The following is a 21,992-nucleotide window of genomic DNA, read 5'->3' on the forward strand; positions in this document are numbered from 1 at the left end:
GAAAGAAGCATGACTACTGACAACCTCCCCACCGTCTCCGAGCGTGTACGCGAACTGCACGCCAGGATGACGCTCGACGAGAAGCTGGCGCAGATCGTCGGCTACTGGGTCGACAAGGGCGACGACAACGTCGCGCCGCTCGACGGCGAGATGACCACCGGCCAGAGCTACGAGGACGCGACCGCGCAGGGCATCGGCCACCTCACCCGCGTCTACGGCACCCGTCCTGTCGACCCGGTGGAGCGCGCGAGCTGGCTGTGGTCGGAGCAGCGCAGGCTGCGCGAGCAGACCCGGCTCGGCATCCCGGCGCTGGTGCACGAGGAGTGCCTGACCGGGCTGGCGGCGTGGAAGGCCGCGACGTTCCCGACACCGCTCGCCTGGGGCGCCGCGTTCGACCCCGAGCTGGTGGAGGAGATGGGCGCCGCGATCGGCGCGTCGATGCGCGAGCTCGGCATCCACCAGGGCCTCGCGCCGGTGCTCGACGTGATCCGCGACCCGCGCTGGGGCCGGGTGGACGAGTGCATCGCCGAGGATCCGTACGTGGTCGGGACGATCGGCACCGCCTACGTGCGCGGCCTGCAGTCGTCCGGGGTGCACGCGACGCTGAAGCACTTCGTCGGCTACTCGGCGTCGCAGGCCGGCCGCAACCACGCTCCGGTGCACGCCGGCACGCGGGAGGTGCGGGATGTGCTGCTGCCTCCGTTCGAGATGGCGATCCGCGACGGCGGCGTCCGCTCGGTGATGAACTCCTACGCCGAGATCGACGGGGTGCCCGTCGCCGCGAACCCCGAGTACCTCACCGGTGTCCTCCGCGACGAGTGGGGCTTCGACGGGACGGTCGTCGCCGACTACTTCGCCGTCGCCTTCCTGCACACCATGCACCGCATCGCCGCCGACCGCGGCGAGGCGGCCGAGCTGGCCCTGACCGCTGGCATCGACGTCGAGCTGCCCACCGGGGACGCCTACCTGGCGCCGCTGGCGGCGCGGATCCGCGCGGGTCTCGCCGACGAGGCGCTGGTCGACAGGGCCGTCCTGCGGCTGCTCGCCCAGAAGGAGGAGCTGGGCCTGCTCGACGAGACGTTCGACACGCCTCCCGCCTCGGTGGACCTGGACTCCCCCGCCCACCGCGAGCTCGCGCTGCGGCTGGCCGAGGAGTCGCTCGTGCTGCTGACGAACGACGGCACACTGCCGCTCGAGGGCGACCGGGCCGCCGCGCGCATCGCCGTCGTCGGCCCGAACGCCGACGCCGCAGAGGCGCTGATGGGCTGCTACTCGTTCGCCAACCACGTGCTCGCGCACCACCCGGAGGTTCCGCTCGGGTTCGAGCTGCCCTCGGTGCTGGACGCGCTGCGCGAGGAGTTCCCCGCCGCGCAGCTGGTGCACGCCCGCGGCTGCGATGTGGAGGGCGACGACCGCTCCGGCATCGTCACGGCGGTGAGCGCGGCGGCCGACGCCGACGTCGCCGTCGTCGTGGTGGGCGACCGCGCCGGCCTCTTCGGCCGCGGCACGGTCGGCGAGGGCAACGACGTCGAGAGCCTGGAGCTGCCCGGCGTGCAGCGCGAGCTGGTGGAGGCGGTCGTCCGCACCGGAACGCCGACGGTCGTGATCGTGCTCTCCGGCCGCCCCTACGCGATCGACTGGGCCGTGGAGGGGCCGGACGCCCCCGCGGCCGTGCTGCAGGCGTTCTTCCCCGGCGAGGAGGGCGGCCGCGCGATCGCCGCCGTGCTCTCCGGACGCGTCTCCCCCTCCGGGCACCTCCCGGTGTCGCTGCCGCGTTCGGCCGGTGCCGAGCCGTTCTCGTACCTGCACCCGCTGCTCGGCGGCCCGTCGGACGTGACGAGCGCCGACAGCACCCCCGTGCTCCCGTTCGGGCACGGGCTGGGCTACACGACGTTCGAGCGCAGCGGGCTGGAGGCCGACGCGGCGGTCGCCGCCGGCGGCGAGTTCGAGGCGCGCGTGACGGTCCGCAACACCGGCGAGCGCGCGGGGACCGACCTGGTGCAGCTGTATGCACGCGACGTGTTCGCGAGCATCACACGTCCGGTCGCCCAGCTGCTCGGCTACGCCCGCGTGAGCCTGGAGCCCGGCGAGGAGGCGGTCGTCGCCCTCCGGGTGCCGACCGCGCGACTGGCGTTCACCGGCCGCGACGGCGAGCGCATCGTCGAGCCGGGCGACGTCGAGCTGTGGGTCGGCCCGTCGTGCGCCGAGCGCGAGACGGCGACGACGATCGAGGTCACCGGCCCGGTGCACGTGGTCACGCCGGCCGACGGCCGCCTCGTCGCCGTGGCGGTCTCCGCCCCCGCTCCCGCGCCGCTCGCCTGACCTGCTCTCCCTCCCGCCCACTCCCGTCCCCCGCCCCCGCCCCCGCCCCCGCTCCCACCGCTCTCGCTCGAGGGGCACGTCGTTGTCTTGCCGAGGGGCACGTCGTTGTCATGCCGAGGGGCACGTCGTTGTCCCTTTCGCGGCTCGAAGGGGACAACGACGTGCCCTTCGGCAGCTGCTTCTTCCGCGCGGCGGGAGGGCGCGGGTAGGGTGCGGGTGTGGGCGGGAGCGCCAGGGAAGGAAGCACACGATGGCGGATCTCTCGGGGCGCAGGGCGCTCATCACCGGCGGGGCCAGCGGCATCGGGCTCGCGTGCGCCGAGGCGTTCGCCGCCGCGGGCGCGCACGTCACGATCGCCGACCTGAACGGGGAGGCGGCGCGTTCGGTCGCCGACCGGCTGGGCGGCGAGGCGTGGGAGGTCGACCTCTCGCAGACCGCTCCGCTCGGCGACCTGAGGCTCGACACCGACATCCTCGTCAACAACGCCGGCCTCCAGCACGTGCGTGCGATCCCCGAGTTCGAGCCGGAGAGCTTCGCACTCCTCCTGCGGATCATGCTGGAGGCGCCCTTCCTCCTCATCCGTGCCGCGCTTCCCGGGATGTACGAGCGGGGCTTCGGGCGCATCATCAACGTGTCGAGCGTGCACGGTCTGCGTGCGTCCGAGTTCAAGTCGGCGTACGTCGCCGCCAAGCACGGCCTGGAGGGCCTGTCGAAGGTGACGGCGCTGGAGGGCGCAGCGCACGGCGTCACCTCCAACTGCATCGAGCCGAGCTACGTGCGCACACCCCTGGTCGAGAAGCAGATCGCCGACCAGGCGCGACTGCACGGCATCCCCGAAGACGAGGTGGTCGAGAAGATCATGCTCACCGAGCCGGCGATCAAGAGCCTGGTCGAACCGGAGGAGGTCGCCGGTCTCGCCCTCTGGCTGGCCGGGGAGGGGTCGCGCATGGTCACCGGTGCGAGCTATACGATCGACGGCGGCTGGAGCGCACGATGACCGGCCCCGCACCGTTCCGCGTCGCGGTCGACGGCGGCGAGCTCGCCGGCGGCCAGTGGCACGCCGACGCGGCCGGGCTGCCGCTGGTCGGCATCCACGGCATCACCGCCAACCACCTCTCCTGGGCGGTCGTCGCCGACGCGCTGCCCGGTGTGCGACTCGTCGCCCCCGATCTGCGCGGCCGCGGCCGCAGCGCCGACCTGCCCGGACCGTACGGCATGGCCGGTCATGCCGACGACGTCGCGCGCATGATGGACGCGCTCGGGATCGACCGCGCCGTCGTCGCGGGCCACTCGATGGGCGGGTTCGTCGCCGTCTGGCTCGCCGCGCGGCACCCCGACCGGGTGGAGCGGCTCGTGCTCATCGACGGCGGCCTCCCGATTTCGCGCACCGCCGACCTCGGCCCGGCGCGCGACCGGCTGCGGATGACCTTCGCGAGCGCGGAGGACTACCTCGCGTTCTGGCGCCGGCATCCCGCGCTCGGCCCGTGGTGGAACGACGACGTCGAACGGTACGCGCTCTACGACCTCGTCGGCACAGCACCCGAGCTGCGGTCGAGCGTCTCCGAGGAGGCGATGTCGGTCAACGCGCTCGAGATGGACGGTAGCGGCGGCTACGCGGAGGCGCTCGGCGGGCTGACCCTCCCGATCGCGTTCGTGCGGGTTCCGCGCGGGCTCCTCGACGCCGACCCGCTCTACCTTCCGGAGGAGGTCGCCGAGTGGCGTGCGCGGCTGCCGTGGTTCGAGGCCTACGAGGCCGACGACGTCAACCACTACACGATCGTGATGACGCCAGCCGGAGTCCGTCAGCTCTCGCCGCACCTCCCCGGCGCGTACCCGGCGCACCCGCCCCGCCACGGGGCGCCGCACCAGCCCTGAACAGCAACGCCGCACGATCCCATCCCTCCTCGCTCCACCCGCTCCGCCCGCTCCACCCGAACCGAAGGAGACCGCAGTGACCGGAACCCTGCTCCCGGGCATCGTCGCCCGCCGCATCCCGACCTCCCGCTACACCGCGAACGTTCTGAAGCGCGCGGCCGACCCCGACGACGCGGGCACGACCATCGTGTTCGTCCACGGCAACGTGTCGTCGTCGCTGTTCTGGCAGCCGCTGATGCTGTCGCTCCCGGAGGGCACCAGAGCGCTCGCCGTCGACCTCCGCGGCTTCGGCGACAGCGAGACCCTGCCGGTCGACGCGACCCGCGGCGTCCGCGACTTCTCCGACGATGTGGCCGCCGTGCTCGATGAGCTCGGAACCGGCGCCGTGCACCTGGTGGGCTGGAGCATGGGCGGCGGGGTGGTCATGCAGCTGCTGCTCGACCGCCCCGACCTGGTGCGCAGCCTCACCCTGGTGTCCACGGTCTCCCCGTACGGGTTCGGCGGCACCGCGGCCGACGGCACCCTCCTCAACGCGGACGCCTCCGGCACCGGTGGCGGCGGGGCGAACCCGGACTTCGTCGCGCGGCTCGCGGCGGGCGACACCGGCGAGGACTCACCCACGTCGCCTCGTGCCGTCTACCGTTCGGCGTACGTCGCGCCCGGCTTCACGACCGAGTACGAAGACATCTGGGTGGAGTCGATGCTGTCCACCGCCACGGGCGAGGACAACTACCCCGGCGACGCGACGACGACCGACGAGTGGCCGGGATTCGCTCCGGGGACGCGCGGCGTGCTCAACACGATGGCCCCGACCTACTTCGACACCACAGGGATCGTGGACGCCGCCGTCAAGCCGCCCATCCTCTGGATCCACGGGGCGGTCGACGCCATCGTCAACGACGCGTCGTTCTTCGACCTCAACCAGCTCGGCGCGGCCGGCATCATCCCCGGCTGGCCCGGCGAGGAGGTCGCGCCCCCGCAGCCGATGCTCGTGCAGATCCGCTCGGTGCTGGAGCGGTACGCGGCGGCCGGTGGCGACACCCGGGAGGTCGTCTTCGAGGACTGCGGCCACTCCCCGCACATCGAGCGGCCGGAGGAGTTCCTGGCCGAGCTCACGGCGTGGGTGGGGTGAGGCTCGCCGCCGTCTTCAGGGCGTCCGCGATCGTCAGATACAGGACGCGCTCGGAGCCGTCGGGGAACCGGCGGAAGCCGAACCGCTCGTAGAAGGGGACGATGTCGTCGTCCTTCGCGTTCACGATGAGTGCGCGCATTCCCAGAGCGCGCTTGCCGAGAGCCTCGGACGCCTGGATCGCTCGGAGCACAGCGTCCTGGAGCAGGGAGCCCCCGAGCCCCGCGCCCGCATCATCGATCACCCCGCCAGGAGCACCCCGCGCCCGAGCCCCAGCATTCCCTCGAGCGCGTGGGCGAGCAGCGGTCCGCGCTCGGCGGCGCCTCCCCAGCGCACGAGGGCCTGGGCGTTGAGGCCGTCGATCATGCCCAGCAGCTGCCAGGCCGCCGCTCGCGGGTCCTCTGTGCGGAAGTCGCCCGACGCGACCCCGCTCTCGATGACGTCTTCGATGACGTCGCTCCAGGCGTCCATCTGGTCGCGCACCGCCGCCCCCAGTTCGGCGTTGCGGCGGCCCAGCGCGTACGCCTCCACCCAGATCACCGTGACGTCGTCGCGCGACCCGTCGAGGAGGGTGCTCACCAGACCCGCGAGCCGGGCGACGGGATCCCGCTCTGCGGCGAGCAGTGCTCGCAGCTCGTCGAGCTCTGCGGCCACAACGCTGACGAACGTCTCGGCTACCAGCCCGTCCATCGACTCGTGGTAGTGGGCGACCAGGGCGGGGGTCACGCCGGCCCGCGCCGCGACCGCGCGCAGCGTCACCGCCGCGAGCCCCTCGTCGAGGGCGACCGCGCGGGCGGCGGCGGCCAGTTCGGCGCGGCGCTCGGCGGGCGGTTTTCGGGTGGCTCTTGACATCGTGGGTCCAGTATAGGTATTTATTGATCATCCGATCAATAGAGCCCGGAGGTTCACGATGACCTGGCGAATGCCCGCAGAGACCGCACCGCACGAGCGCACCTGGATGGCCTTCCCGCGCGCCGGGATCACCCTCGGCGACGACGCGGCCTCGGCCGAGGAGGCCTACGCCGCCTGGACCGCCGTCGCGCACGCGGTCGCGGAGTTCGAGCCGGTGACGATGGTGGTCGACCCGACGGAACGCGAGCGCGCGGCCCGCATGCTGGGCTCGCACGTCGAGCAGGTGGAGGCGCCGCTCGACGAGTTCTGGATGCGCGACTTCGGCCCGACCTTCGTGGTCGACGACGAGCGCCCCGGCGTCCTCGGCGCTGTCGACTGGACCTTCAACGGCTGGGGCGACCCGGCCTGGTCGGAGTGGCGCAAGTCGGCGGAGATCGCCCGCTTCGTCGCCGAGCGCACCGGCGCGGAGCTGGTCAGCTCGGTGCTCGTGAACGAGGGCGGCGGCATCCACGTCGACGGCGACGGCACCGTGCTGCTCACCGAGACGGTCCAGCTCGACCCCCGCCGCAACCCGTACGCCGACCGGGCGCGGGTGGAGGCCGAGCTCGCCCGCACCATCGGAGCCACCCACGCGGTCTGGTTCCCCCGCGGGCTGACGCGCGACTACGACGACTTCGGCACCAACGGCCACGTCGACATCGTGGCCACCATCCCGTCGCCCGGCCGCCTGCTGCTGCACACGCAGCGCAACCCCGAGCACCCCGACTACGAGGTCTCGCGCGAGCTGCGGGCGTTCCTCTCCGGCACGACCGATGCCGCCGGCCGTTCGTGGGACATCATCGAGCTGCCCGCGCCGGCGACCGTGCGCGACGAGGAGGGCTTCGTCGACTGGAGCTATGTGAACCACCTCGTCGTCAACGACGGCGTGATCGCGTGCGGCTTCGGCGACGAGCGCGCCGACGCCGAGGCGACGGAGATCCTGGAGGCCGCCTATCCCGGCCGCCGGGTGAGCATGTTCGACTCGCGGCCGATCTTCGCCCGCGGCGGCGGCATCCACTGCATCACGCAGCAGCAGCCGACGGTCGCCTGATGAGCGAGCAGGGCACGCCGCGCTTCGACGTGGTCGAGGCCGGCATCGCCGAGCTGCGACAGGCGCTGGAGGCCGGGGAGACCACCAGCGTGGAGCTGGTCGACGCCTACCTCGCCCGCATGGACGCGTACGACACCGCCGGCCCGACCCTCAACGCCGTGATCGTCCGCAACCCGGACGCCCGCGCCGAGGCCGCAGCCTCCGACGAGCGGCGTGCACGCGGCGAGACGCTGGGTCCGCTCGACGGCATCCCGTACACCGCCAAAGACAGTTACCTGGCACGCGGCCTCACCGCCGCGGCCGGCTCGCCCGCGTTCGAGCACCTCGTCGCGCAGCGCGACGCTTTCACGATCGAGCGGCTCCGTGCGGGCGGCGCGGTCCTGCTCGGGCTCACGAACATGCCGCCGATGGCGAACGGCGGGATGCAGCGCGGCGTGTACGGCCGCGCCGAGAGCCCGTACAACGGCGACTTCCTGACGGCCGCGTTCGGCTCCGGGTCGTCCAACGGCTCCGGGACCGCCACCGCGGCGAGCTTCGCCGCGTTCGGGCTCGGCGAGGAGACCTGGTCGTCCGGGCGTGCCCCGGCCTCCAACAACGCCCTGTGCGCCTACACGCCGTCGCGCGGCGTGATCTCGGTGCGCGGCAACTGGCCGCTCGTGCCGACGATGGACGTCGTCGTTCCGCACACCCGCACCATGGCCGACCTCCTGGAGGTCCTCGACGTCATCGTGGCCGACGACACCGAGACGCGCGGCGACTTCTGGCGCGTGCAGCCGTGGGTGCCGATCCCGCGCGCGTCGCAGCTGCGACCGGCCTCGTACCCCGCGCTGGCGTCCGCGGCCGCGGGGACCGCCCTGGCCGGAAAGCGCATCGCCGTCCCGCGCATGTACATCAACCGCGACGAGGAGGCCGGCACGGCCGAGCACGGCGGCATCGGCGGCCCGACCGGTCGCCGCATCGAGACGCGGGCGTCCGTCATCGACCTGTGGGAGGCCGCGCGCCACGACCTCGAAGCGGCCGGCGCCGAGGTCGTGGAGACCGACTTCCCCGTGGTCTCGAACTACGAGGGCGACCGGCCAGGCGCCCCGACGATCGCCACCCGCGGGCTCGTCTCACCGGAGTACCTGCGGCGCGAGATCATCGACCTGTCCGCGTGGGCCTGGGACGACTTTCTGGCCGCGAACGGCGACCCAGCGCTCGACACGCTGGCCGACGTCGACGGCGCCCGCATCTTCCCGGCACCGGAGGGCGCGCTCCCCGATCGCTACGACGGCTTCGACGACGACATCGCGGAGTACCCGGGCTGGGTGCGCGCCCACCCCGGCACGACCCTGACCGCCATCCCCGAGCTCGCCGACGGACTGCGCGGGCTCGAGGAGACCCGACGCGTCGACCTGGAGGAGTGGATGGATGCGCTCGGCGTCGACGCGGTCGTGTTCCCCGCCTCCGCCGACGTCGGCCCGGCCGACGTGGACGTGAACCCGGCCTCCGCCGACCTCGGCTGGCGCAACGGCGTGTGGGTGGCCAACGGCAACCTGGTGCCGCGGCACCTCGGCATCCCGACTGTCACCGTGCCGATGGGGACGATGGCCGACATCGGGATGCCGGTCGGGCTCACCTTTGCGGGCCGGGCGTACGACGACACCGCGCTCCTCGCCCTGGCGGCGGCGTTCGAGGCGACCGGCCGGCGCCGCACCGAGCCGCCGCGCACTCCGCGCCTCGCGTAACGAGCCCGTCGGAGTCGAGATTCGTCACGAATCCCGTGTTTCGTGCCACGAATGTCGCGATTCGTCACGAATCTGCGGTTTCGTGCCACGAATGTCGCGATTCGTCACGAATCTGCGCGCGGGCGCGGCGGGATACCCCTGACGGTGGATGCGGGTACGTCGCGGGGGCGACGACGGCAGCGCGGCCGGGTTGAGACGGTGGAAGCATGCGCCTCCCCCGACGTGCCTCCCTCGTCTCCGCCCGCCGCGGCCTCCTCCCCGTCGCCCTCACCCTGTCCGCCCTGGTCGCCCTCACGGGCTGCACCGCGGCGACGACGGCTGTCGTCTCCGTTCCCGCGCCGACCGACGTCTCGCAGCTGACCGACGACGACGGGTACATCCCCGAGGGCACCTCGCTCACGCTCGACAGCGATCTCCCCGCGATCCAGAGGCTCGACCCGCAACTGCTGGAGGCGTTGCGCGCCGCCGACCGGACGGCCGTCGACGAACACGGGACGACGATCACGATCGTGGACGGCTGGCGCTCGCTGCGCTACCAGGAGTACCTCTTCGAACAGGCCGTGCAGAAGTACGGAAGCGAACACGAAGCCGAGCGCTGGGTCAAGCGCGGCGCGGACTCCGCGCATGTCTCCGGGCACGCCGTGGACATCGGGACCGCTGACGCGATGGACTTCCTGAGCCGGTTCGGCTCCGAGTGGGGGATCTGCCAGATCTACGCGAACGAGGCCTGGCACTTCGAGCTGGCGACGACGCCGGGCGGCGAGTGCCCGCAGCTGCTGGCCGACGGCCGCGGCTAGGGCGCCACTGGGCTGCGACCGGCCTCGCCCAGCCAGGGCGCGAGCGCACGCTCGGCGGCCGCACGCACGCGCGCTCGAATGCGCTCCTCATCCACCTCGCCCGTCACCTCTCCGCTGACCTCGGCGAACGCCGCCCGCAGCGCCGCGGTGACCGCACCCATGAACGCACCGACCAGCGCCGCCGCCTCCACCGCGTCGTACCGGTCGGGATAGCTCTCCCGTAGCGCAACGGCGATGGCCGTCTCCGCCTCCGCCTGGAAGCGGAGGGCGCGGCTCTGCACGGTGGGATGCTCCGCGATGAGACGCAGCCGCAGACGCGCGCGCTCGGTGGTCAGGTCGCTACCGGTGACGCCCGCGCTGTCGAGCGCACGCATGAGGGCGGGGAGCGGATCGTCGTCCGGCGCGTGCTCGCGCAGTGCCGCGACCGCGGCGGCCACCCGCGCGCCCGCGTCGGGGAAGAGCAGGTCTTCCTTCGTCGGGAAGTACGCGAAGAACGTCCGCGCGCCGACCTCGGCGTCCTCCGCGATCTCCGCCACCGTCACGCCATCGAACCCGCGCTCGGCGAACAGCCGGTTCGCGGAGCCGACGAGAGCCTCCCGGGTGCGGTCTCGTTTGCGCTCGCGCAGAGTCGTCATCTCAACAGGATAGCAATGAATGCATTTTCACACTTGCTGCTTTTCAGCAGTGACTGCTATTTTGCAATGCATGCGAAAATATTCCATCATCATCGTTGGTGCCGGGATCGCCGGCAGCGCGGCCGCGCTGTTCCTCGCCAGGGCAGGCCACCGGGTGACGCTGCTCGAGCGCGCCTCCGCCCTGCGCCCGAGCGGCAGCCCCGTCGACCTCCGCGGCGACGCCCTCGACGCGGTGCGGGCGCTCGGCCTGGAGGCCGAGCTCCGGGAGGCCGACACCGGCGTGCGTCGGCTGCGCCTGGTCGATGCGGGAGGCCGGGGCATCACGGACGTGCGCCTCCGGCGGCCCGAAAGCCCCGACATCGAGCTCTCGCGGACCGCGCTCGGACGCATCCTCGCCGACCGCGCCGCGGAGCTGGCCGAACTACGGCTCGGCTCAGGCCCGACCGCCATCACCGCCGACTCCGGCGGGGTGGAGGTCGCACTCAGCGACGGCCGAACGCTCACCGCAGACCTGCTGATCGGAGCGGACGGCCAGCACTCCACCGTGCGACGCCTGCTCTGGGGAGCCGAGGACGCCACGGAGATGCCGGTCGGTCTGACCATCGCCACCGTCCCGGCCGGGCCGGTCGACGATCCCGCGACGCTGCTGATGCACAACCGCCCCGGCGTCTCGCTGTCCGTGCATCCCGCGGGCGGCTCGGCCGTGGCGGCGTTCATCCTGCGCACTGGGCGGGACCAGGCGCCCGCGACATCCGACGGCCGAGCGGGGCTGCTGGCCCGGCGCTACGCGGACGTGGGCTGGCGCGCGCCGGAGCTACTCGCCCGGGTCCGCGACTCCGACGACGTGTACTACGACACCGTGTCGCGCGTCCGCACGACGCGCTGGTCGCGCGCGGCGGTCACCCTCCTCGGCGACGCCGCCTCGAGCATCACCATCCTCGGCGAAGGCTCGAGCATGGCCGTAACCGGCGCCCGCACCCTGAGCGCCGCACTGGACGCCGGCACCGACCTCGCAACGGCCCTCGACGCCTACGAGCGCGCCCACCGTCCGGTGGTGGAGCGCCATCAGCGCGGCGCGCGGCTGGGTGCCGCGCTGCTGGTGCCGGCGACACCGCTCGGGCTCGCGGCGCGGAACGCAGCGGCACACTGGGCGCCGCGCTGAACGCGGGAGCCGGCGGCGAGGCCCGCTATCCACCCCGACCGCCACCGCCCGGTCACCCCGCGACGCCGACCGCCTGTCGTTCGGTCTCCGGACGTCCGAGGCATGCGAGCATCGCGGCGGCGAGGTCGGCGCCTACGCCATCCACCTCACCCCCGCGGCCCGGGAGGTGCTCGCCGCCGACGACCCGCTGGCCGACGAGCAGGAGGAGGCGCTGCTCGGCGACCTCAGCCCCGAGGAACGGGCAGCGCTGATCGCGACCCTGACCCGCCTGGTGGCGTCGGCCTGCTACCGAGCAGGAGTGCATCCCGGGCTGGGCTCCGCGCACTGAGCCGCCCGGGCGCCGGCGCGAAGGCAGCCGCCGCACGCCCGCACTAAGCTGGAAGCCGTGTCCAAAGTCTTGAGCAGTCTTCCGGTCGGTGAGCGAGTCGGCATCGCGTTCTCGGGAGGTCTCGACACCTCCTGCGCGGTCGCCTGGATGCGCGAGAAGGGCGCGGTGCCCTGCACGTACACCGCCGACATCGGCCAGTACGACGAGCCAGAGATCGACAAGGTGCCCGGACGCGCCACCGAGTACGGCGCCGAGATCGCCCGCCTGGTCGACGCCAAGCGCGCGCTGGTCGAGGAAGGCCTCATCGCCCTGCAGTGCGGCGCCTTCCACATCCGCTCCGGCGGCAAGACCTACTTCAACACCACTCCGCTCGGCCGCGCGGTGACCGGCGTCATGCTGGTGCGCGCCATGATGGACGACGACGTCGAGATCTGGGGCGACGGCTCCACGTACAAGGGCAATGACATCGAGCGCTTCTACCGGTACGGCCTCATCGCCAACCCGCGCCTGCGCATCTACAAGCCGTGGCTGGACGCGGCGTTCGTCGAGGAGCTCGGTGGCCGCAAAGAGATGAGCGAATGGCTCGTCGCCCGCGGCTTCCCCTACCGCGACGCCACCGAGAAGGCCTACTCGACCGACGCGAACATCTGGGGAGCCACCCACGAGGCCAAGCGCCTCGAGGAGCTCGACGCGGGTCTCGACATCGTCGACCCGATCATGGGCCTCGCCGCCTGGCGCGAAGACGTGGAGATCGTCCCGGAGACCGTGTCCGTGCGGTTCGAGGCGGGGCGCCCCGTCGCCCTCAACGGCGTGGAGTTCACGGACCCGGTGGCGCTCGTGCTCGAGGCGAACGCGATCGGAGGCCGACACGGCCTCGGCGCGTCCGACCAGATCGAGAACCGCATCATCGAGGCCAAGAGCCGCGGCATCTACGAGGCTCCGGGCATGGCGCTGCTGCACATCGCCTACGAGCGGCTCCTCAACGCGATCCACAACGAGGACACCGTCGCCAACTACCACAACGAGGGTCGCCGCCTCGGCCGACTCATGTACGAGGGCCGCTGGCTCGACCCGCAGTCGCTGATGCTGCGCGAGTCCCTGCAGCGCTGGGTCGGCTCCGCGATCACCGGCGAGGTCACCCTGCGCCTGCGCCGCGGCGATGACTACACGATCCTCGACACGACAGGACCGGCACTCAGCTACCACCCCGACAAGCTCTCGATGGAGCGCGTCGGCAACGCCGCCTTCGGCCCCTCGGACCGGATCGGTCAGCTGACCATGCGCAACCTCGACATCGCGGACTCGCGCTCGCGCCTCGAGCAGTACGCGGCATCCGGACTGATCGGCGGCCCGACCGGCGAGCTGGTCGGCGAGCTGCAGGAGGGCAGCGCCCGCTCCATCCTCGAGCTCGATGTGAGCACGACCGACGACGCCCTCTCCCGCGAGATCGACGCATCGTCCGAGGGCGCCGCCTTCGACGCCGGGACCGACTGAGGAACGACCGTGGCGCGCGCGCCGAGGGCGGCCGGCGAACCGGAGGCGCGCGAGCCGGAGGCGCGGAATCCGGAGACGCAGGAGCCTGCGGTGCCGGACCCCGAGGGGCACAGCCCGGACGGCTGGCCGTTGGGCCGGCTACTCGGGGCCGCGTCCCGGGCCGTGGAACGCGCCTGGCATGACGCCCTCGAGGCCCGCGGGCTCACCCATGCGGGCCTCATCGTGCTGCACTTCGTCGAGCTCGGGATCCGCTCCCAGACCGATCTCGCCCGGATCGCCCAAGTGGAGGCGCAGACCATGTCGCGCACCGTGGACCGGCTCGAACGCGAAGGACTCGTCACCCGCGCGCCCGATCCGGCCGACCGTCGGCGCCATATCGTGGCGATGACTCCCGCGGGCCGGGCAGCGTTCGAGGCGGTGCGCGGGCTGGAGGACGAGGTGTTCCCGCGGGTCGACGACCCCGAAGCGCTGCGCGCCGCGCTGATCCAGATCGTCACCGCGTCCCCGGCGCGTCAGTCGCGCTGAGGCGGGTCCACCGCGGGGTCGTCCGCTGCACCCGCGGACGGTGCGGGCGCGTCCGCCCCGCCTGCGTCCGCCGAGCCCGCGTCAGCCGCACCGCCCGTACGTGCCTCGGCACCTGGGCCGGCCCCGGCCTCTGCACCGCCAGCCCCCGCGCCGCCAGCCCCCGCGCCGCCAGACCCCGCACCACCAGACCCCGCACCACCGTCACTGGGCTCCGCCTTCGTCGTCGGCTTCGACTCCTTCCGCAGAATCCGGATCGACTCGCCCAGGCCCTTCGCCAGCGCGGGCAGCTTGGTGGCACCGAAGAGCAGCAGCACCAGGGCGACGATGATGACGAGGTGCCACCCGCTGAAGAGGTTCCCGAACATCCGCCCACTCCCTCCCGACCGGATCAGGCGATCCGGTCGTCACCCTCGTAGCGGTTGCGTCCGAGGGGAAGCCGCGGCCGCAGCAGCCCGAGGTCGTAGGCGATGCGGACGGCCTCGTCGCGGGAGTTCGCCCCGAGCTTGCGGTAGATGCTCCGCGTCTGGGTCTTCACCGTGTTGATGGAGACCACCAGCGACCGTGCGATGTACTCCAGACTCGCCGTCGACTGCAGCCGGTCGAGCACGATGCGCTCGCGCTGGGTCAGTTGCGCGGCCATGGCGGCCTCCGAGAAGAGCGGCTTGACCTTGGCCAGCGCGGTCTCCGCCGTCCCCTCGCCTGCGCCGTCGACCGACACCGCGAGCGGGGGCGCGGGGTGGCCCGCGATCGTCAGCACGAACGGGGTGAGGAGGTTGTTCGCCTCGGCGACTTGACGGGCGTTGAGGCGGATCGTCGCCGCCCGAGCGCTCTTCAGCCGCTGCAGCGCCTCGGCCTGCACGAGGAGCATCTCCACGCGCGTCCGGGGACCTGCGCCCTCCCCGAGCACCGCTTCCGCCAGCAGCTGGGCGCTCCGGTACTCGCGGAACATGAGCAGCAGTCGGGCCGAGACGGGCCGCAAGGCGTTCGTGCCGTCCGGGAACGACTTGATGAGCTTCTGCGCGGCCACGAGGTTGCCCTGCGACATCAGGAGGTCGGCCTCCAGCGCAACGAAGCGCGCCCGCTCGCTGTTGCTCGGGGAGTGGGCGCACTTGCTCAGCAGCTCCGCGTCGATGATCTGCTGCGCCTGCTCCAGCTCACCCGATGCCAGCGCGCCGAGCGCCGCCGCGTACGCGGAGTAGCTGTGCAGCTCGCCGAGGTCGGACTCCAGGTTCACCCAAGGGGAGCGGGACTCGGTCGCGCCCTCCGGATGCGACTCGGTGTCGATCAGTCGTGACGCGACGGCGACGGGGATGAAGGCGCTCGGCCGGAGGGTGTGGTCGCCGACGACGAAGGCCTCGACCCGCGTGGCGACGGCCTGAGCCCTGTCGATCTCACCGTGAAGGGCGTACGCGAGCGACGCGGCGCCGGTCGAATACGTGTAGAGGTTCGGATCGTCTGCCGCTCCGATGGCGGCCCGCTCGAACGCGGTCGCGGCCTCCTGGTCGCGGCCCAGTCGCAGCTGGGTGAGCCCGATCTCGAGCCAGGCCAGCGGAGGTTCGGCCACGGCTGGGTCGGGAGCGGACAGTGCGGCGAGGAAGTCGTCGGCTTGCGAGAGCCTGCCCACCTTGCGCAGCGCGATCATGCTGGTCAGATCGGTCCAGTACTGCCGCACCGGCTCGAGCCGCCGACCGCGCAGGGCCTGCGGTTCCGCGGCGGCGTGGTAGTAGTCGAGGGCACCGAGCGGGTCGCCGCCGGCGTTCTCGCGGAGGAGGCCCGTCACCGTCAGCAGGATCACCGAGGAGCGCAGCGCTCCGAGGTCGAGCGCGCTGAGCTCCTGCAGGTAGTCGTCCGCCTCCTCGGTGAAGGCCGACGTCCAGTTGCGGGCCAGGATGGTCTCCGCCGCCACGATCTCGTTGCTCCGCAGCGCCTGGCGCAGCGCCGTGATCGGATCGCCGTTCGCCTCGAGCACGTCGAGGAGCTCACCCGCCAGCCGGTCGCCCTCGCCGGGCGACTCGACCTCGAGCTGGGAGCGGAGGACGGCGCGTACCGGGTCGAGGAACTCGTAGACGAGGCGCCCCTGCCCGCGCGCGTACGTCCAGACGCCGAGCCCTGCCGACTCCGCCACGGAGAGTGCGCCGTCGTCGGCGCCGTCAGTTCCGATCCGGGCGACGATGTGCGGCGCGAGGTACGGCGCGACGGCGGCGCGCTGGAGGGCGCTCCGTTCCTGCACCCCGATCGGTGCCTGTGCGAGCAGCTCGGACACCACCGTCTCCGAGATCTCCTCCAGCGCCCGTGCCACGACGGGCTCCGGCAGCACGGCACGCGGGTCGTCGAACACGCGGATCATCGCGCGCGCCGCCAGCGGCCAGCCGTGGCTGCGCTTCCAGACGTGGTCGAGCACGCGCGGCTCGACCTCGGTGCCCAGGAGGTGGACGACCTCGTCGAGCTCCTGACGCTCGAAGGCCAGGTCGTCGTTCTGTACGACGACCAGGTCGAACACCGCAGCGAGGGCGGGGGCTTCGAAGGAGGTCAGCGCGCGGGTGAGGACCATGAGATGGAGGTTGGGCGTGCGACGCAGCAGCTGGACGAGCTCGCTCGAGAGCAGGCCGTCCCACCCGCGCGTGTAGCCGTCGAGGACGAGCACGACGGCCCCGATGTGCCGGCCGATGCCGTCCTGCGTCGCGGCGAGCGGGTCTGCGTCCCAGAACGCCGATTCGTCATGCGGATCGAACCCCGCGTGCATGGCGTCCCAGAACCCGTCGATCCCGCCGCTGACGAGGTCGAGGTCGATCCAGGTCGCCCACGGGCGATTCGCGTCCTCCGTGCGGTCGAGCCACTTGCGGACCAGGGACGTCTTGCCATAGCCCGCGGGAGCCCTGACGATGGTCGCCTGTTCGCGGAGCGCGCGGTCGAGGCGTTCGAACAGCGCCGGCCTCTCGATCGTGTAGCGCGACAGGCGGGGAAGCCGCGACGACTCCGCGGCGGTTTCGTGCACTCGTGTCTCGTGCGGGTGCGTGGTGGTCATGCTGGACTCCTTCGGCTGGGTGTCACTGCGTACGATCCGGCTACCGCGCGGAACGTAACGCGCACATGTCGCGACGCGACCCTTGTCTTCTTCATCCCGTGTCTCCCCCTCGTGCTGTGGCCCTGGTCTGCTGGTCCGCCCCGAAACGGTCGGGCGACGCCAGGAGCGCATGTGCGATGATCGCAGGCCGATTACGAGGGATACCGCTCAGCGGAAGACCATCACGGCGGTCTACGCCACCCGCGTATGGGGGTCTTCATCCGGTGAATCACCCAACGTCTGTGGGTAACATTGTAGAGATCATACGTCGCGTTCCTTATCGTCACCTGTGCGTTCACCCGCTGGCCCACTGGGCGGAACATCCTGCCGGGACGAATCCCCGGGTGAAACTCGACGCCGAAGACCCACGCCGCACCCGGTACCCCACCGATCCCGTGCGACCGTGGAGGCGTCTGGCGCACCGGCACCGAGGAGGCTCGATGACAGAGCACACCGTTCACGGCGACCCCTCGAGAGCCGCCCTGGCCCGACGGATCCAGCTGCTGCAGGACTTCGCAGAGGTGGTCAGAGGTGCGCCCTTCTCGTACGCGGAGCTGGTGGGTTCGCTCCAGCCGCAGAACCTGTCGCTGCGCCCGTCCCAGTGGTCGCTGCTGGTCGGCGGCGGCTGCGGCGCCCTCCCCTCGAACGAGGTGTTCGCCGGATTGGCCGGGGTCTTCGGCGTTCCCGCGTCGTTCCTGCTGGAGGGCGGTGCGCTCCCACCTGCGCTGGCGTCGATGGCCGGGCCGATCCTCACGCTGCGCGCCCGCCGCATCCAGGAGGTCGCGGACCGGCAACTGGTCGACCTCGCGCCGAACGTCCTCGACGACGTGACAGCCGCGCTCGAGCCGTTGGCGCGTCTGCATCCCTAGAGCGGGATGTACGTCTCCCGGTGGACGACGGGCGCGGCGGCGGTGCGGCGCCGGCTGCGCAGCCACCTGGCGATCGAGATGAGGGAGTAGAGGACCAGGAGGGCGCCGACCCCGATCAGCCACGGCTGCAGGGACGTGCTGTTCTTCACGACCGCCAGCCAACCGACGGCCGGAATCGCGTACCAGACCCGACCCCGCACTTGCTCGGCGCGCACCGGTGACGCGTCGGCGACGGCATTGGCATCGCCCTGGGTGATGTATCGCTTGGTCCCGTCGGAGCTCGCCTCCACGCGGACGATGCGGTGGGTGACGACATCGGGTTTGCCCGAATGGAGCTGATAGGTCACGACGTCACCGACGTGGAGGCTGTCGTGCGCGGTGGGGCGCACGACCAGGAGCGTGCCGGGCGGAAGACCGGGTTCCATCGACCGCGTCAGCACCGTGTACGTGTCGGCACCCGTCGCGATGGGGACGCCGACCGTCATCACGAGCAGTCCACACACCAGGATCAGCAAGCCGGCGGTGACCGCCCTCCCGACCGCACGCACGATCCGCGGGAGCCTGCCCGGGCTGCGCGCGCCGGCGGACCGTCGTCCGTGCGCGATGTTCGCGACGACCATTCGTCATCCCTCGTCTCTCGGGGCGTTGCGGCTTCTGCGGCGCGTGGCCCTGCGCACGCGCGCTATGAGAACGGCGGCCGTGCCCGCGCCTCCGAGCGCCGCGGCGGCCCAGAGGGCGGCCAGGATGTCGGACCCGGTCGCGGCGAGCGGGTCCGGGCGCTCGCGCTCTGCGGAGCCGGGAGGTCTCGTGCCGCCTCCCCCGTCCGGCGGTCGGGTGTCGCAGCCGGCGCCGGCGGGATCGGCGTCCAGCACCACCAGGAGCGAGAAGCCGATCGGCTCGGATTGTCCCGCGGTTCCGGTGAGGTCGCCGAGCGCGAGGGCCGCATCGACGTTCACGGTCGCGCCGGTGGCCACGGGCTGGGGAGCGAGCAGGGTGACGCACGAACCGGAACCGTCGAGCGGCACCACAGGGCCGGACTCGCGCTCCGTCGAGACGCCGAGCGAGAGCGACCGACGCAGGTCGTCGTCGGGGACGTCGACCGACGTCAACGCGACCCGGAGGTAGGCGAGGGCGCCCGAGCCGTTCTGCACGGCGAAGCGATCGTGCGCACTCGTGCCCGGGACGAGGATCGAGCCGTCGAAGAGCGATTGCGGGGTCCGCACGACGCTGTCCGCCTGGGTCGTGAGCACGTAGAGGTCCGGCGACGCGGCGGGGTGCGCACCCGATCCGGAGGCGCCGGTCAGGCCGGCGAGGGCGATCACCAGAGCGGCGGTCAGGGTCTTCATCCGCCGCCCTCCGGGTTTCCGGTCGTGCCTTCGGAGACGAGCAAGAACGCCCACTGCTGCGCCGTAGACCCATCGCAGACGGCCGCTGTCATCGGCCCGCCGGCCACCGCCGGAGCAGTCCAGCACAGTCCGTTGCCCGAGACGACCTGGAACGCGGTGCCAGAGCCTGTCCTCCGCTGGAGCTGCCAGGTCTGCTCTCCCACGCCGGCGGCGCGCGTGCGCAAGGACTGGTCCGGGTCGATCGTCACGAGACCGCCCGCGGCTCTGCCCGCCGTCAATGTCTGGTAGTTGGGCGCAACGGTGGTCCAGATGAAGAATTGGTTCGGACCCGGCGTGGCGACGGTGCCCTGGCAGGCGGCCAAGGTCACCGGCATTCCCATTGCGGCGCCGGCGTCCAAGCACAACGTCCTGTCGCTGTCGGGCCGGATCTGATGGACTCGCCCGTTGCTCCAGGTGAAGACGCGGAAGATCCACTGCGTCGTATAGGTCGCCACCGTCGTCGCCGTCGCCGCGAAACCGTGCACCGACAGTGTTGTCGTGATGGTCGGCGAGAAGGACTGCGTCCCGCCATCGATGCCGAAAGCGCTGGTCGTGCCCGTGGTCTGCACGCAGAGGTAGGACTCCGCGCCCGGCACGACCGGGTCGCCCTGCACAGACAGCCCGTCGGTCCATGGCCCCGTTGCGGAGCCCGGCGGCGCGACGGCCGTATCCGTGCACTCCGCCGGAGTCTGCACCGGCCAGGCCGTGACGAGGATGCCCGGGTTGAGAACGGAATCGACGGAGAGGTCGGCCCGCACCTGCGCAGCCACGGGCGACGAACCTGTCGTGGTGTTGGTGATCGTGACCAAGGATGCCCGCGAGAGTGCCTCGTTGGCGATCGTCGCCGTCTGCGGCGCGAGCCCCACGGAACTCGTGACCTGCGCCGCCGTGACCTGCCCCGAAACGGTGACCTGGGCGCTCCACAGGGCCATCGCGGCCGGCCCCGCGAACACGGCCGCGAGCACGGCCGCCACGGAGAGGACGGTCCTGTGATGCGTTCGTGAGCTGAGCCGTCCGGTCATGACCGGTACTGATTCGCGTCGAGGATGAGCATGAAGTCGGCCACCGTGGTCCCCGCGGCGTCCGCGGGGACATCGGGGGCGAGCGTGACAGTCAGGCAGTAGGGCGCGAACGCACTGCCGGCCAGCGGGCCGCCGATGTTCTCGGGCGTCGCGCCGAGCGGTATCGCAGCGGCAGCCGGAGCCGCGCACGCACCGGGAGCCAGCGCCCACGACACCTCGGCACTCGCCGCGGAGGCGGCATCCACGGACGCGGCCACCAGGAAAGACGTCGTCCCGGTGTTCCCCACCGTGAGAGTCTCCGATCGTGCCTCGCCCGGGAGCATCCCGTCGAACGCGGCCGGGTCGAACGCGGCCGAAGTCGCGGTCGGCGAGCCTGTATCGCCGACCGCGACCGTCGCCGTCAGGGTTCCGGAACGGACCTCCGTCTCGGAGATGGGAGCTCCCCCGTTCCACAGTGCGTAGCTCCCCCCGACGCTGATGCCTGCGACGAGCGCGATCGACGCGGTCAGGAGGGCGGGAGGCACCAGGGACCGTCTCGCCTGTCGTTCTCTCATCACCGCCCCTCCCGTGGAATGCGTTCGATGGCGCCGTCGTCAGGGTGTCTGCTGCAGCAGGAACTGGAGCCCGCTGAGCTGCACGGACTGGGCCTGCGCCACCGTTCCGGTGACCGAGTCTGCGGGGAAGGTGACCGTCACCGTTACCGGCGCCGTGATCGGAGCCGTCGTCGTCGGCGCCGCGGAGACCACGTCGAACGTGTTCGGCTGTCCGGCGACCGGGGTGAGCGTGCCGCCCGAGGTCGTGCCGACCGACATCGTGATCTGCAGGGCGGCGAGCAACTCCGGGTCCCCCGTGATGGACGACGGGTCGATGGAGAGCCGGGAGTGCAGGTTGTCACCCTGCGCGACGATCGACACGTCGGCGGTGTAGGTGGCGGTGTCGCCTGGCGACCACGCGGTGATCGTGTTGTCCCACGTGCCCCCTGTCGCGTTCACCGTCAGCACACCGGAGTCGACGGCGCCCGCGTTGAGCGTCGCCGCATCGTTCCAGAGCGCCAGGGTGCCGGCCGATCCGATCAGCAGCGCCAAGCCCGCGCCGCCGGCGATCAGCCCTTTCGTGAGTCTGTTCATCGATCTCTCCAACCGTTCTCTGATGAGTTCCTCTGTCGATCGGAGAGGTCGGATCCCCCGGATCCGGTCGAGCGTCGTTTCCCCGAACGTGCGGTTCACGGTAGCTGTGGATCGGGTGAGCCCCGGGGCGAGAGCGAGGTGAAATGCATGCAAAACGTGCATTGCCGGGTAGCGGGTGATCTTCGGTCCGAGGGTGGGTGAATTCCCACTCCGGCCATTGCGGTCGGCTGGGACTGGAGCACACAATTTCACACATCGCGACGAATTTCGGGAATCGCCGCGGTCGGCCCGCCGCCACCATCATCCCCTCCGGCGGCGAGTGGTGCGGGTGCCTCCCTGACATCGAGCGGCACCCGCACCGGCCACGTTCGACGCGTGTTCTTTCGGGCCGTCCCACGACCACAACGGGCCCCGCGTTTGAACGGGCACAGAGGAGAACGATCCAGTGAGACTTTCCGTCGTCGGCGTCGGTTATTTGGGTGCGGTGCATGCTGCGGCGATGGCTGATTTGGGTCACACCGTGGTGGGTGTGGATGTGGATGGGGTGAAGGTCGCGGCGTTGTCGGCGGGGCGGGCGCCGTTCTTCGAG

The 21,992-nt window shown here is 71.9% G+C and carries 22 protein-coding genes and 1 pseudogene; 13 read left to right on the top strand and 10 right to left on the bottom strand.

Annotated elements, in window-relative coordinates; genetic code table 11:
* The first annotated feature begins 9 nt into the window (after positions 1-9).
* The 4 genes from JNB50_RS23790 (at position 10) to JNB50_RS23805 (ending at position 5,329) form a co-directional block, all read left to right on the top strand.
* A complete protein-coding gene (locus JNB50_RS23790; RefSeq protein ID WP_208042573.1) occupies positions 10-2,322 on the top strand; it encodes a glycoside hydrolase family 3 N-terminal domain-containing protein in 2,313 nt (770 codons plus the stop codon).
* Positions 2,323-2,572: 250 nt separating this feature from the next.
* Entirely contained in the window at positions 2,573-3,319 is a 747-nt protein-coding gene (locus JNB50_RS23795; protein WP_208042574.1) for a 3-hydroxybutyrate dehydrogenase, read from the top strand.
* Positions 3,316-4,197: an alpha/beta fold hydrolase gene (locus JNB50_RS23800; RefSeq protein WP_208042575.1), complete on the top strand. Its 882-nt coding sequence runs from the start codon at positions 3,316-3,318 to the stop codon at positions 4,195-4,197. Before JNB50_RS23795 ends, JNB50_RS23800 begins: the two co-directional genes overlap by 4 nt.
* Before the next feature lie 76 nt (positions 4,198-4,273).
* Positions 4,274-5,329: an alpha/beta fold hydrolase gene (locus JNB50_RS23805; protein WP_208042576.1), complete on the top strand. Its 1,056-nt coding sequence runs from the start codon at positions 4,274-4,276 to the stop codon at positions 5,327-5,329.
* Here the strand turns inward: JNB50_RS23805 and JNB50_RS23810 are convergent.
* Positions 5,310-5,570 (bottom strand): hypothetical protein, encoded by a 261-nt coding sequence (locus tag JNB50_RS23810; protein WP_208042577.1) that lies wholly within the window; start codon positions 5,568-5,570, stop codon positions 5,310-5,312. The genes JNB50_RS23805 and JNB50_RS23810 overlap by 20 nt on opposite strands.
* Positions 5,567-6,178: a TetR/AcrR family transcriptional regulator gene (locus JNB50_RS23815; RefSeq protein ID WP_208042578.1), complete on the bottom strand. Its 612-nt coding sequence runs from the start codon at positions 6,176-6,178 to the stop codon at positions 5,567-5,569. Before JNB50_RS23815 ends, JNB50_RS23810 begins: the two co-directional genes overlap by 4 nt.
* 58 nt (positions 6,179-6,236) lie before the next feature.
* On the opposite strand from JNB50_RS23815, the gene JNB50_RS23820 reads away from it, so the two are divergent.
* The 3 genes from JNB50_RS23820 to JNB50_RS23830 all read left to right on the top strand — a co-directional run bounded on the left by JNB50_RS23820 (position 6,237) and on the right by JNB50_RS23830 (position 9,792).
* On the top strand, positions 6,237-7,268 hold the full coding sequence (locus JNB50_RS23820) for an agmatine/peptidylarginine deiminase (RefSeq protein ID WP_208042579.1): 1,032 nt from the start codon (positions 6,237-6,239) through the stop codon (positions 7,266-7,268).
* Entirely contained in the window at positions 7,268-8,995 is a 1,728-nt protein-coding gene (locus tag JNB50_RS23825; protein WP_208042580.1) for an amidase, read from the top strand. Before JNB50_RS23820 ends, JNB50_RS23825 begins: the two co-directional genes overlap by 1 nt.
* 206 nt (positions 8,996-9,201) lie before the next feature.
* Complete coding sequence (locus tag JNB50_RS23830) at positions 9,202-9,792, top strand: M15 family metallopeptidase (RefSeq protein WP_208042581.1); 591 nt, start codon at positions 9,202-9,204, stop codon at positions 9,790-9,792.
* On the opposite strand, the gene JNB50_RS23835 is transcribed toward JNB50_RS23830, so the two are convergent.
* Positions 9,789-10,427: a TetR/AcrR family transcriptional regulator gene (locus JNB50_RS23835; RefSeq protein WP_208042582.1), complete on the bottom strand. Its 639-nt coding sequence runs from the start codon at positions 10,425-10,427 to the stop codon at positions 9,789-9,791. The genes JNB50_RS23830 and JNB50_RS23835 overlap by 4 nt on opposite strands.
* A 70-nt stretch (positions 10,428-10,497) precedes the next feature.
* Here JNB50_RS23835 and JNB50_RS23840 point away from each other — a divergent pair, with 70 nt between their 5' ends.
* The 4 genes from JNB50_RS23840 to JNB50_RS23855 all read left to right on the top strand — a co-directional run bounded on the left by JNB50_RS23840 (position 10,498) and on the right by JNB50_RS23855 (position 13,936).
* On the top strand, positions 10,498-11,589 hold the full coding sequence (locus JNB50_RS23840; RefSeq protein WP_208042583.1) for an FAD-dependent oxidoreductase: 1,092 nt from the start codon (positions 10,498-10,500) through the stop codon (positions 11,587-11,589).
* Between the two features lie 166 nt (positions 11,590-11,755).
* On the top strand, positions 11,756-11,917 hold the full coding sequence (locus tag JNB50_RS23845) for a hypothetical protein (protein ID WP_243768911.1): 162 nt from the start codon (positions 11,756-11,758) through the stop codon (positions 11,915-11,917).
* Between the two features lie 57 nt (positions 11,918-11,974).
* A complete protein-coding gene (gene argG, locus JNB50_RS23850; protein WP_208042584.1) occupies positions 11,975-13,411 on the top strand; it encodes an argininosuccinate synthase in 1,437 nt (478 codons plus the stop codon).
* A 9-nt stretch (positions 13,412-13,420) separates the two neighbouring features.
* On the top strand, positions 13,421-13,936 hold the full coding sequence (locus JNB50_RS23855) for a MarR family transcriptional regulator (RefSeq protein WP_307794856.1): 516 nt from the start codon (positions 13,421-13,423) through the stop codon (positions 13,934-13,936).
* On the opposite strand, the gene JNB50_RS23860 is transcribed toward JNB50_RS23855, so the two are convergent.
* On the bottom strand, positions 13,924-14,301 hold the full coding sequence (locus JNB50_RS23860; RefSeq protein ID WP_208042585.1) for a twin-arginine translocase TatA/TatE family subunit: 378 nt from the start codon (positions 14,299-14,301) through the stop codon (positions 13,924-13,926). The genes JNB50_RS23855 and JNB50_RS23860 overlap by 13 nt on opposite strands.
* A 23-nt stretch (positions 14,302-14,324) precedes the next feature.
* A complete protein-coding gene (locus tag JNB50_RS23865; protein WP_208042586.1) occupies positions 14,325-16,961 on the bottom strand; it encodes a LuxR C-terminal-related transcriptional regulator in 2,637 nt (878 codons plus the stop codon).
* A 479-nt stretch (positions 16,962-17,440) separates the two neighbouring features.
* Between JNB50_RS23865 and JNB50_RS23870 the strand changes: the two genes are divergently transcribed.
* Entirely contained in the window at positions 17,441-17,869 is a 429-nt protein-coding gene (locus JNB50_RS23870) for a hypothetical protein (protein WP_208042587.1), read from the top strand.
* Here the strand turns inward: JNB50_RS23870 and JNB50_RS23875 are convergent.
* Genes JNB50_RS23875 through JNB50_RS23895 form a run of 5 tightly spaced genes read right to left on the bottom strand, consistent with a single transcriptional unit; the run spans position 17,866 to position 21,403 of the window.
* Positions 17,866-18,489 carry a signal peptidase I gene (locus JNB50_RS23875; RefSeq protein WP_208042588.1) on the bottom strand — a complete coding sequence of 208 codons (624 nt, stop codon included), beginning with the start codon at positions 18,487-18,489 and terminating at the stop codon, positions 17,866-17,868. The two genes, JNB50_RS23870 and JNB50_RS23875, sit on opposite strands and share 4 nt — an antisense overlap.
* A gap of 3 nt (positions 18,490-18,492) precedes the next feature.
* Positions 18,493-19,215 carry a hypothetical protein gene (locus JNB50_RS23880; RefSeq protein WP_208042589.1) on the bottom strand — a complete coding sequence of 241 codons (723 nt, stop codon included), beginning with the start codon at positions 19,213-19,215 and terminating at the stop codon, positions 18,493-18,495.
* The gene (locus tag JNB50_RS23885; RefSeq protein WP_208042590.1) at positions 19,212-20,228 is read right to left on the bottom strand and encodes an RICIN domain-containing protein; all 1,017 of its coding nucleotides are present in this window, start codon (positions 20,226-20,228) and stop codon (positions 19,212-19,214) included. The genes JNB50_RS23880 and JNB50_RS23885 overlap by 4 nt, the downstream gene beginning before the upstream one ends.
* 44 nt (positions 20,229-20,272) lie before the next feature.
* The gene (locus JNB50_RS23890) at positions 20,273-20,830 is read right to left on the bottom strand and encodes a hypothetical protein (protein ID WP_208042591.1); all 558 of its coding nucleotides are present in this window, start codon (positions 20,828-20,830) and stop codon (positions 20,273-20,275) included.
* Between the two features lie 39 nt (positions 20,831-20,869).
* Entirely contained in the window at positions 20,870-21,403 is a 534-nt protein-coding gene (locus JNB50_RS23895) for an alternate-type signal peptide domain-containing protein (protein ID WP_208042592.1), read from the bottom strand.
* Positions 21,404-21,848: 445 nt separating this feature from the next.
* Here JNB50_RS23895 and JNB50_RS23900 point away from each other — a divergent pair.
* A pseudogene (locus JNB50_RS23900) lies at positions 21,849-21,992 on the top strand (UDP-glucose 6-dehydrogenase); the annotation flags it as partial.

Origin of the sequence: Leifsonia sp. TF02-11, assembly GCF_017565305.1 — a bacterium.
In the GTDB taxonomy this organism is placed as follows: Bacteria; Actinomycetota; Actinomycetes; order Actinomycetales; family Microbacteriaceae; genus Leifsonia.

What these genes read in the sequence shown, in the direction of transcription:
- JNB50_RS23835 (WP_208042582.1), bottom strand. Translation starts at nt 10,427, where the DNA reads ATGACGACTCTGCGCGAGCGCAAACGAGACCGCACCCGGGAGGCTCTC.
- JNB50_RS23815 (WP_208042578.1), bottom strand. Translation starts at nt 6,178, where the DNA reads ATGTCAAGAGCCACCCGAAAACCGCCCGCCGAGCGCCGCGCCGAACTG.
- JNB50_RS23860 (WP_208042585.1), bottom strand. Translation starts at nt 14,301, where the DNA reads ATGTTCGGGAACCTCTTCAGCGGGTGGCACCTCGTCATCATCGTCGCC.
- JNB50_RS23875 (WP_208042588.1), bottom strand. Translation starts at nt 18,489, where the DNA reads ATGGTCGTCGCGAACATCGCGCACGGACGACGGTCCGCCGGCGCGCGC.
- JNB50_RS23840 (WP_208042583.1), top strand. Translation starts at nt 10,498, where the DNA reads ATGCGAAAATATTCCATCATCATCGTTGGTGCCGGGATCGCCGGCAGC.
- JNB50_RS23890 (WP_208042591.1), bottom strand. Translation starts at nt 20,830, where the DNA reads ATGAGAGAACGACAGGCGAGACGGTCCCTGGTGCCTCCCGCCCTCCTG.
- JNB50_RS23795 (WP_208042574.1), top strand. Translation starts at nt 2,573, where the DNA reads ATGGCGGATCTCTCGGGGCGCAGGGCGCTCATCACCGGCGGGGCCAGC.
- JNB50_RS23880 (WP_208042589.1), bottom strand. Translation starts at nt 19,215, where the DNA reads ATGAAGACCCTGACCGCCGCTCTGGTGATCGCCCTCGCCGGCCTGACC.
- JNB50_RS23870 (WP_208042587.1), top strand. Translation starts at nt 17,441, where the DNA reads ATGACAGAGCACACCGTTCACGGCGACCCCTCGAGAGCCGCCCTGGCC.
- JNB50_RS23820 (WP_208042579.1), top strand. Translation starts at nt 6,237, where the DNA reads ATGACCTGGCGAATGCCCGCAGAGACCGCACCGCACGAGCGCACCTGG.
- JNB50_RS23800 (WP_208042575.1), top strand. Translation starts at nt 3,316, where the DNA reads ATGACCGGCCCCGCACCGTTCCGCGTCGCGGTCGACGGCGGCGAGCTC.
- JNB50_RS23825 (WP_208042580.1), top strand. Translation starts at nt 7,268, where the DNA reads ATGAGCGAGCAGGGCACGCCGCGCTTCGACGTGGTCGAGGCCGGCATC.
- JNB50_RS23865 (WP_208042586.1), bottom strand. Translation starts at nt 16,961, where the DNA reads ATGACCACCACGCACCCGCACGAGACACGAGTGCACGAAACCGCCGCG.
- JNB50_RS23830 (WP_208042581.1), top strand. Translation starts at nt 9,202, where the DNA reads ATGCGCCTCCCCCGACGTGCCTCCCTCGTCTCCGCCCGCCGCGGCCTC.
- JNB50_RS23790 (WP_208042573.1), top strand. Translation starts at nt 10, where the DNA reads ATGACTACTGACAACCTCCCCACCGTCTCCGAGCGTGTACGCGAACTG.
- JNB50_RS23895 (WP_208042592.1), bottom strand. Translation starts at nt 21,403, where the DNA reads ATGAACAGACTCACGAAAGGGCTGATCGCCGGCGGCGCGGGCTTGGCG.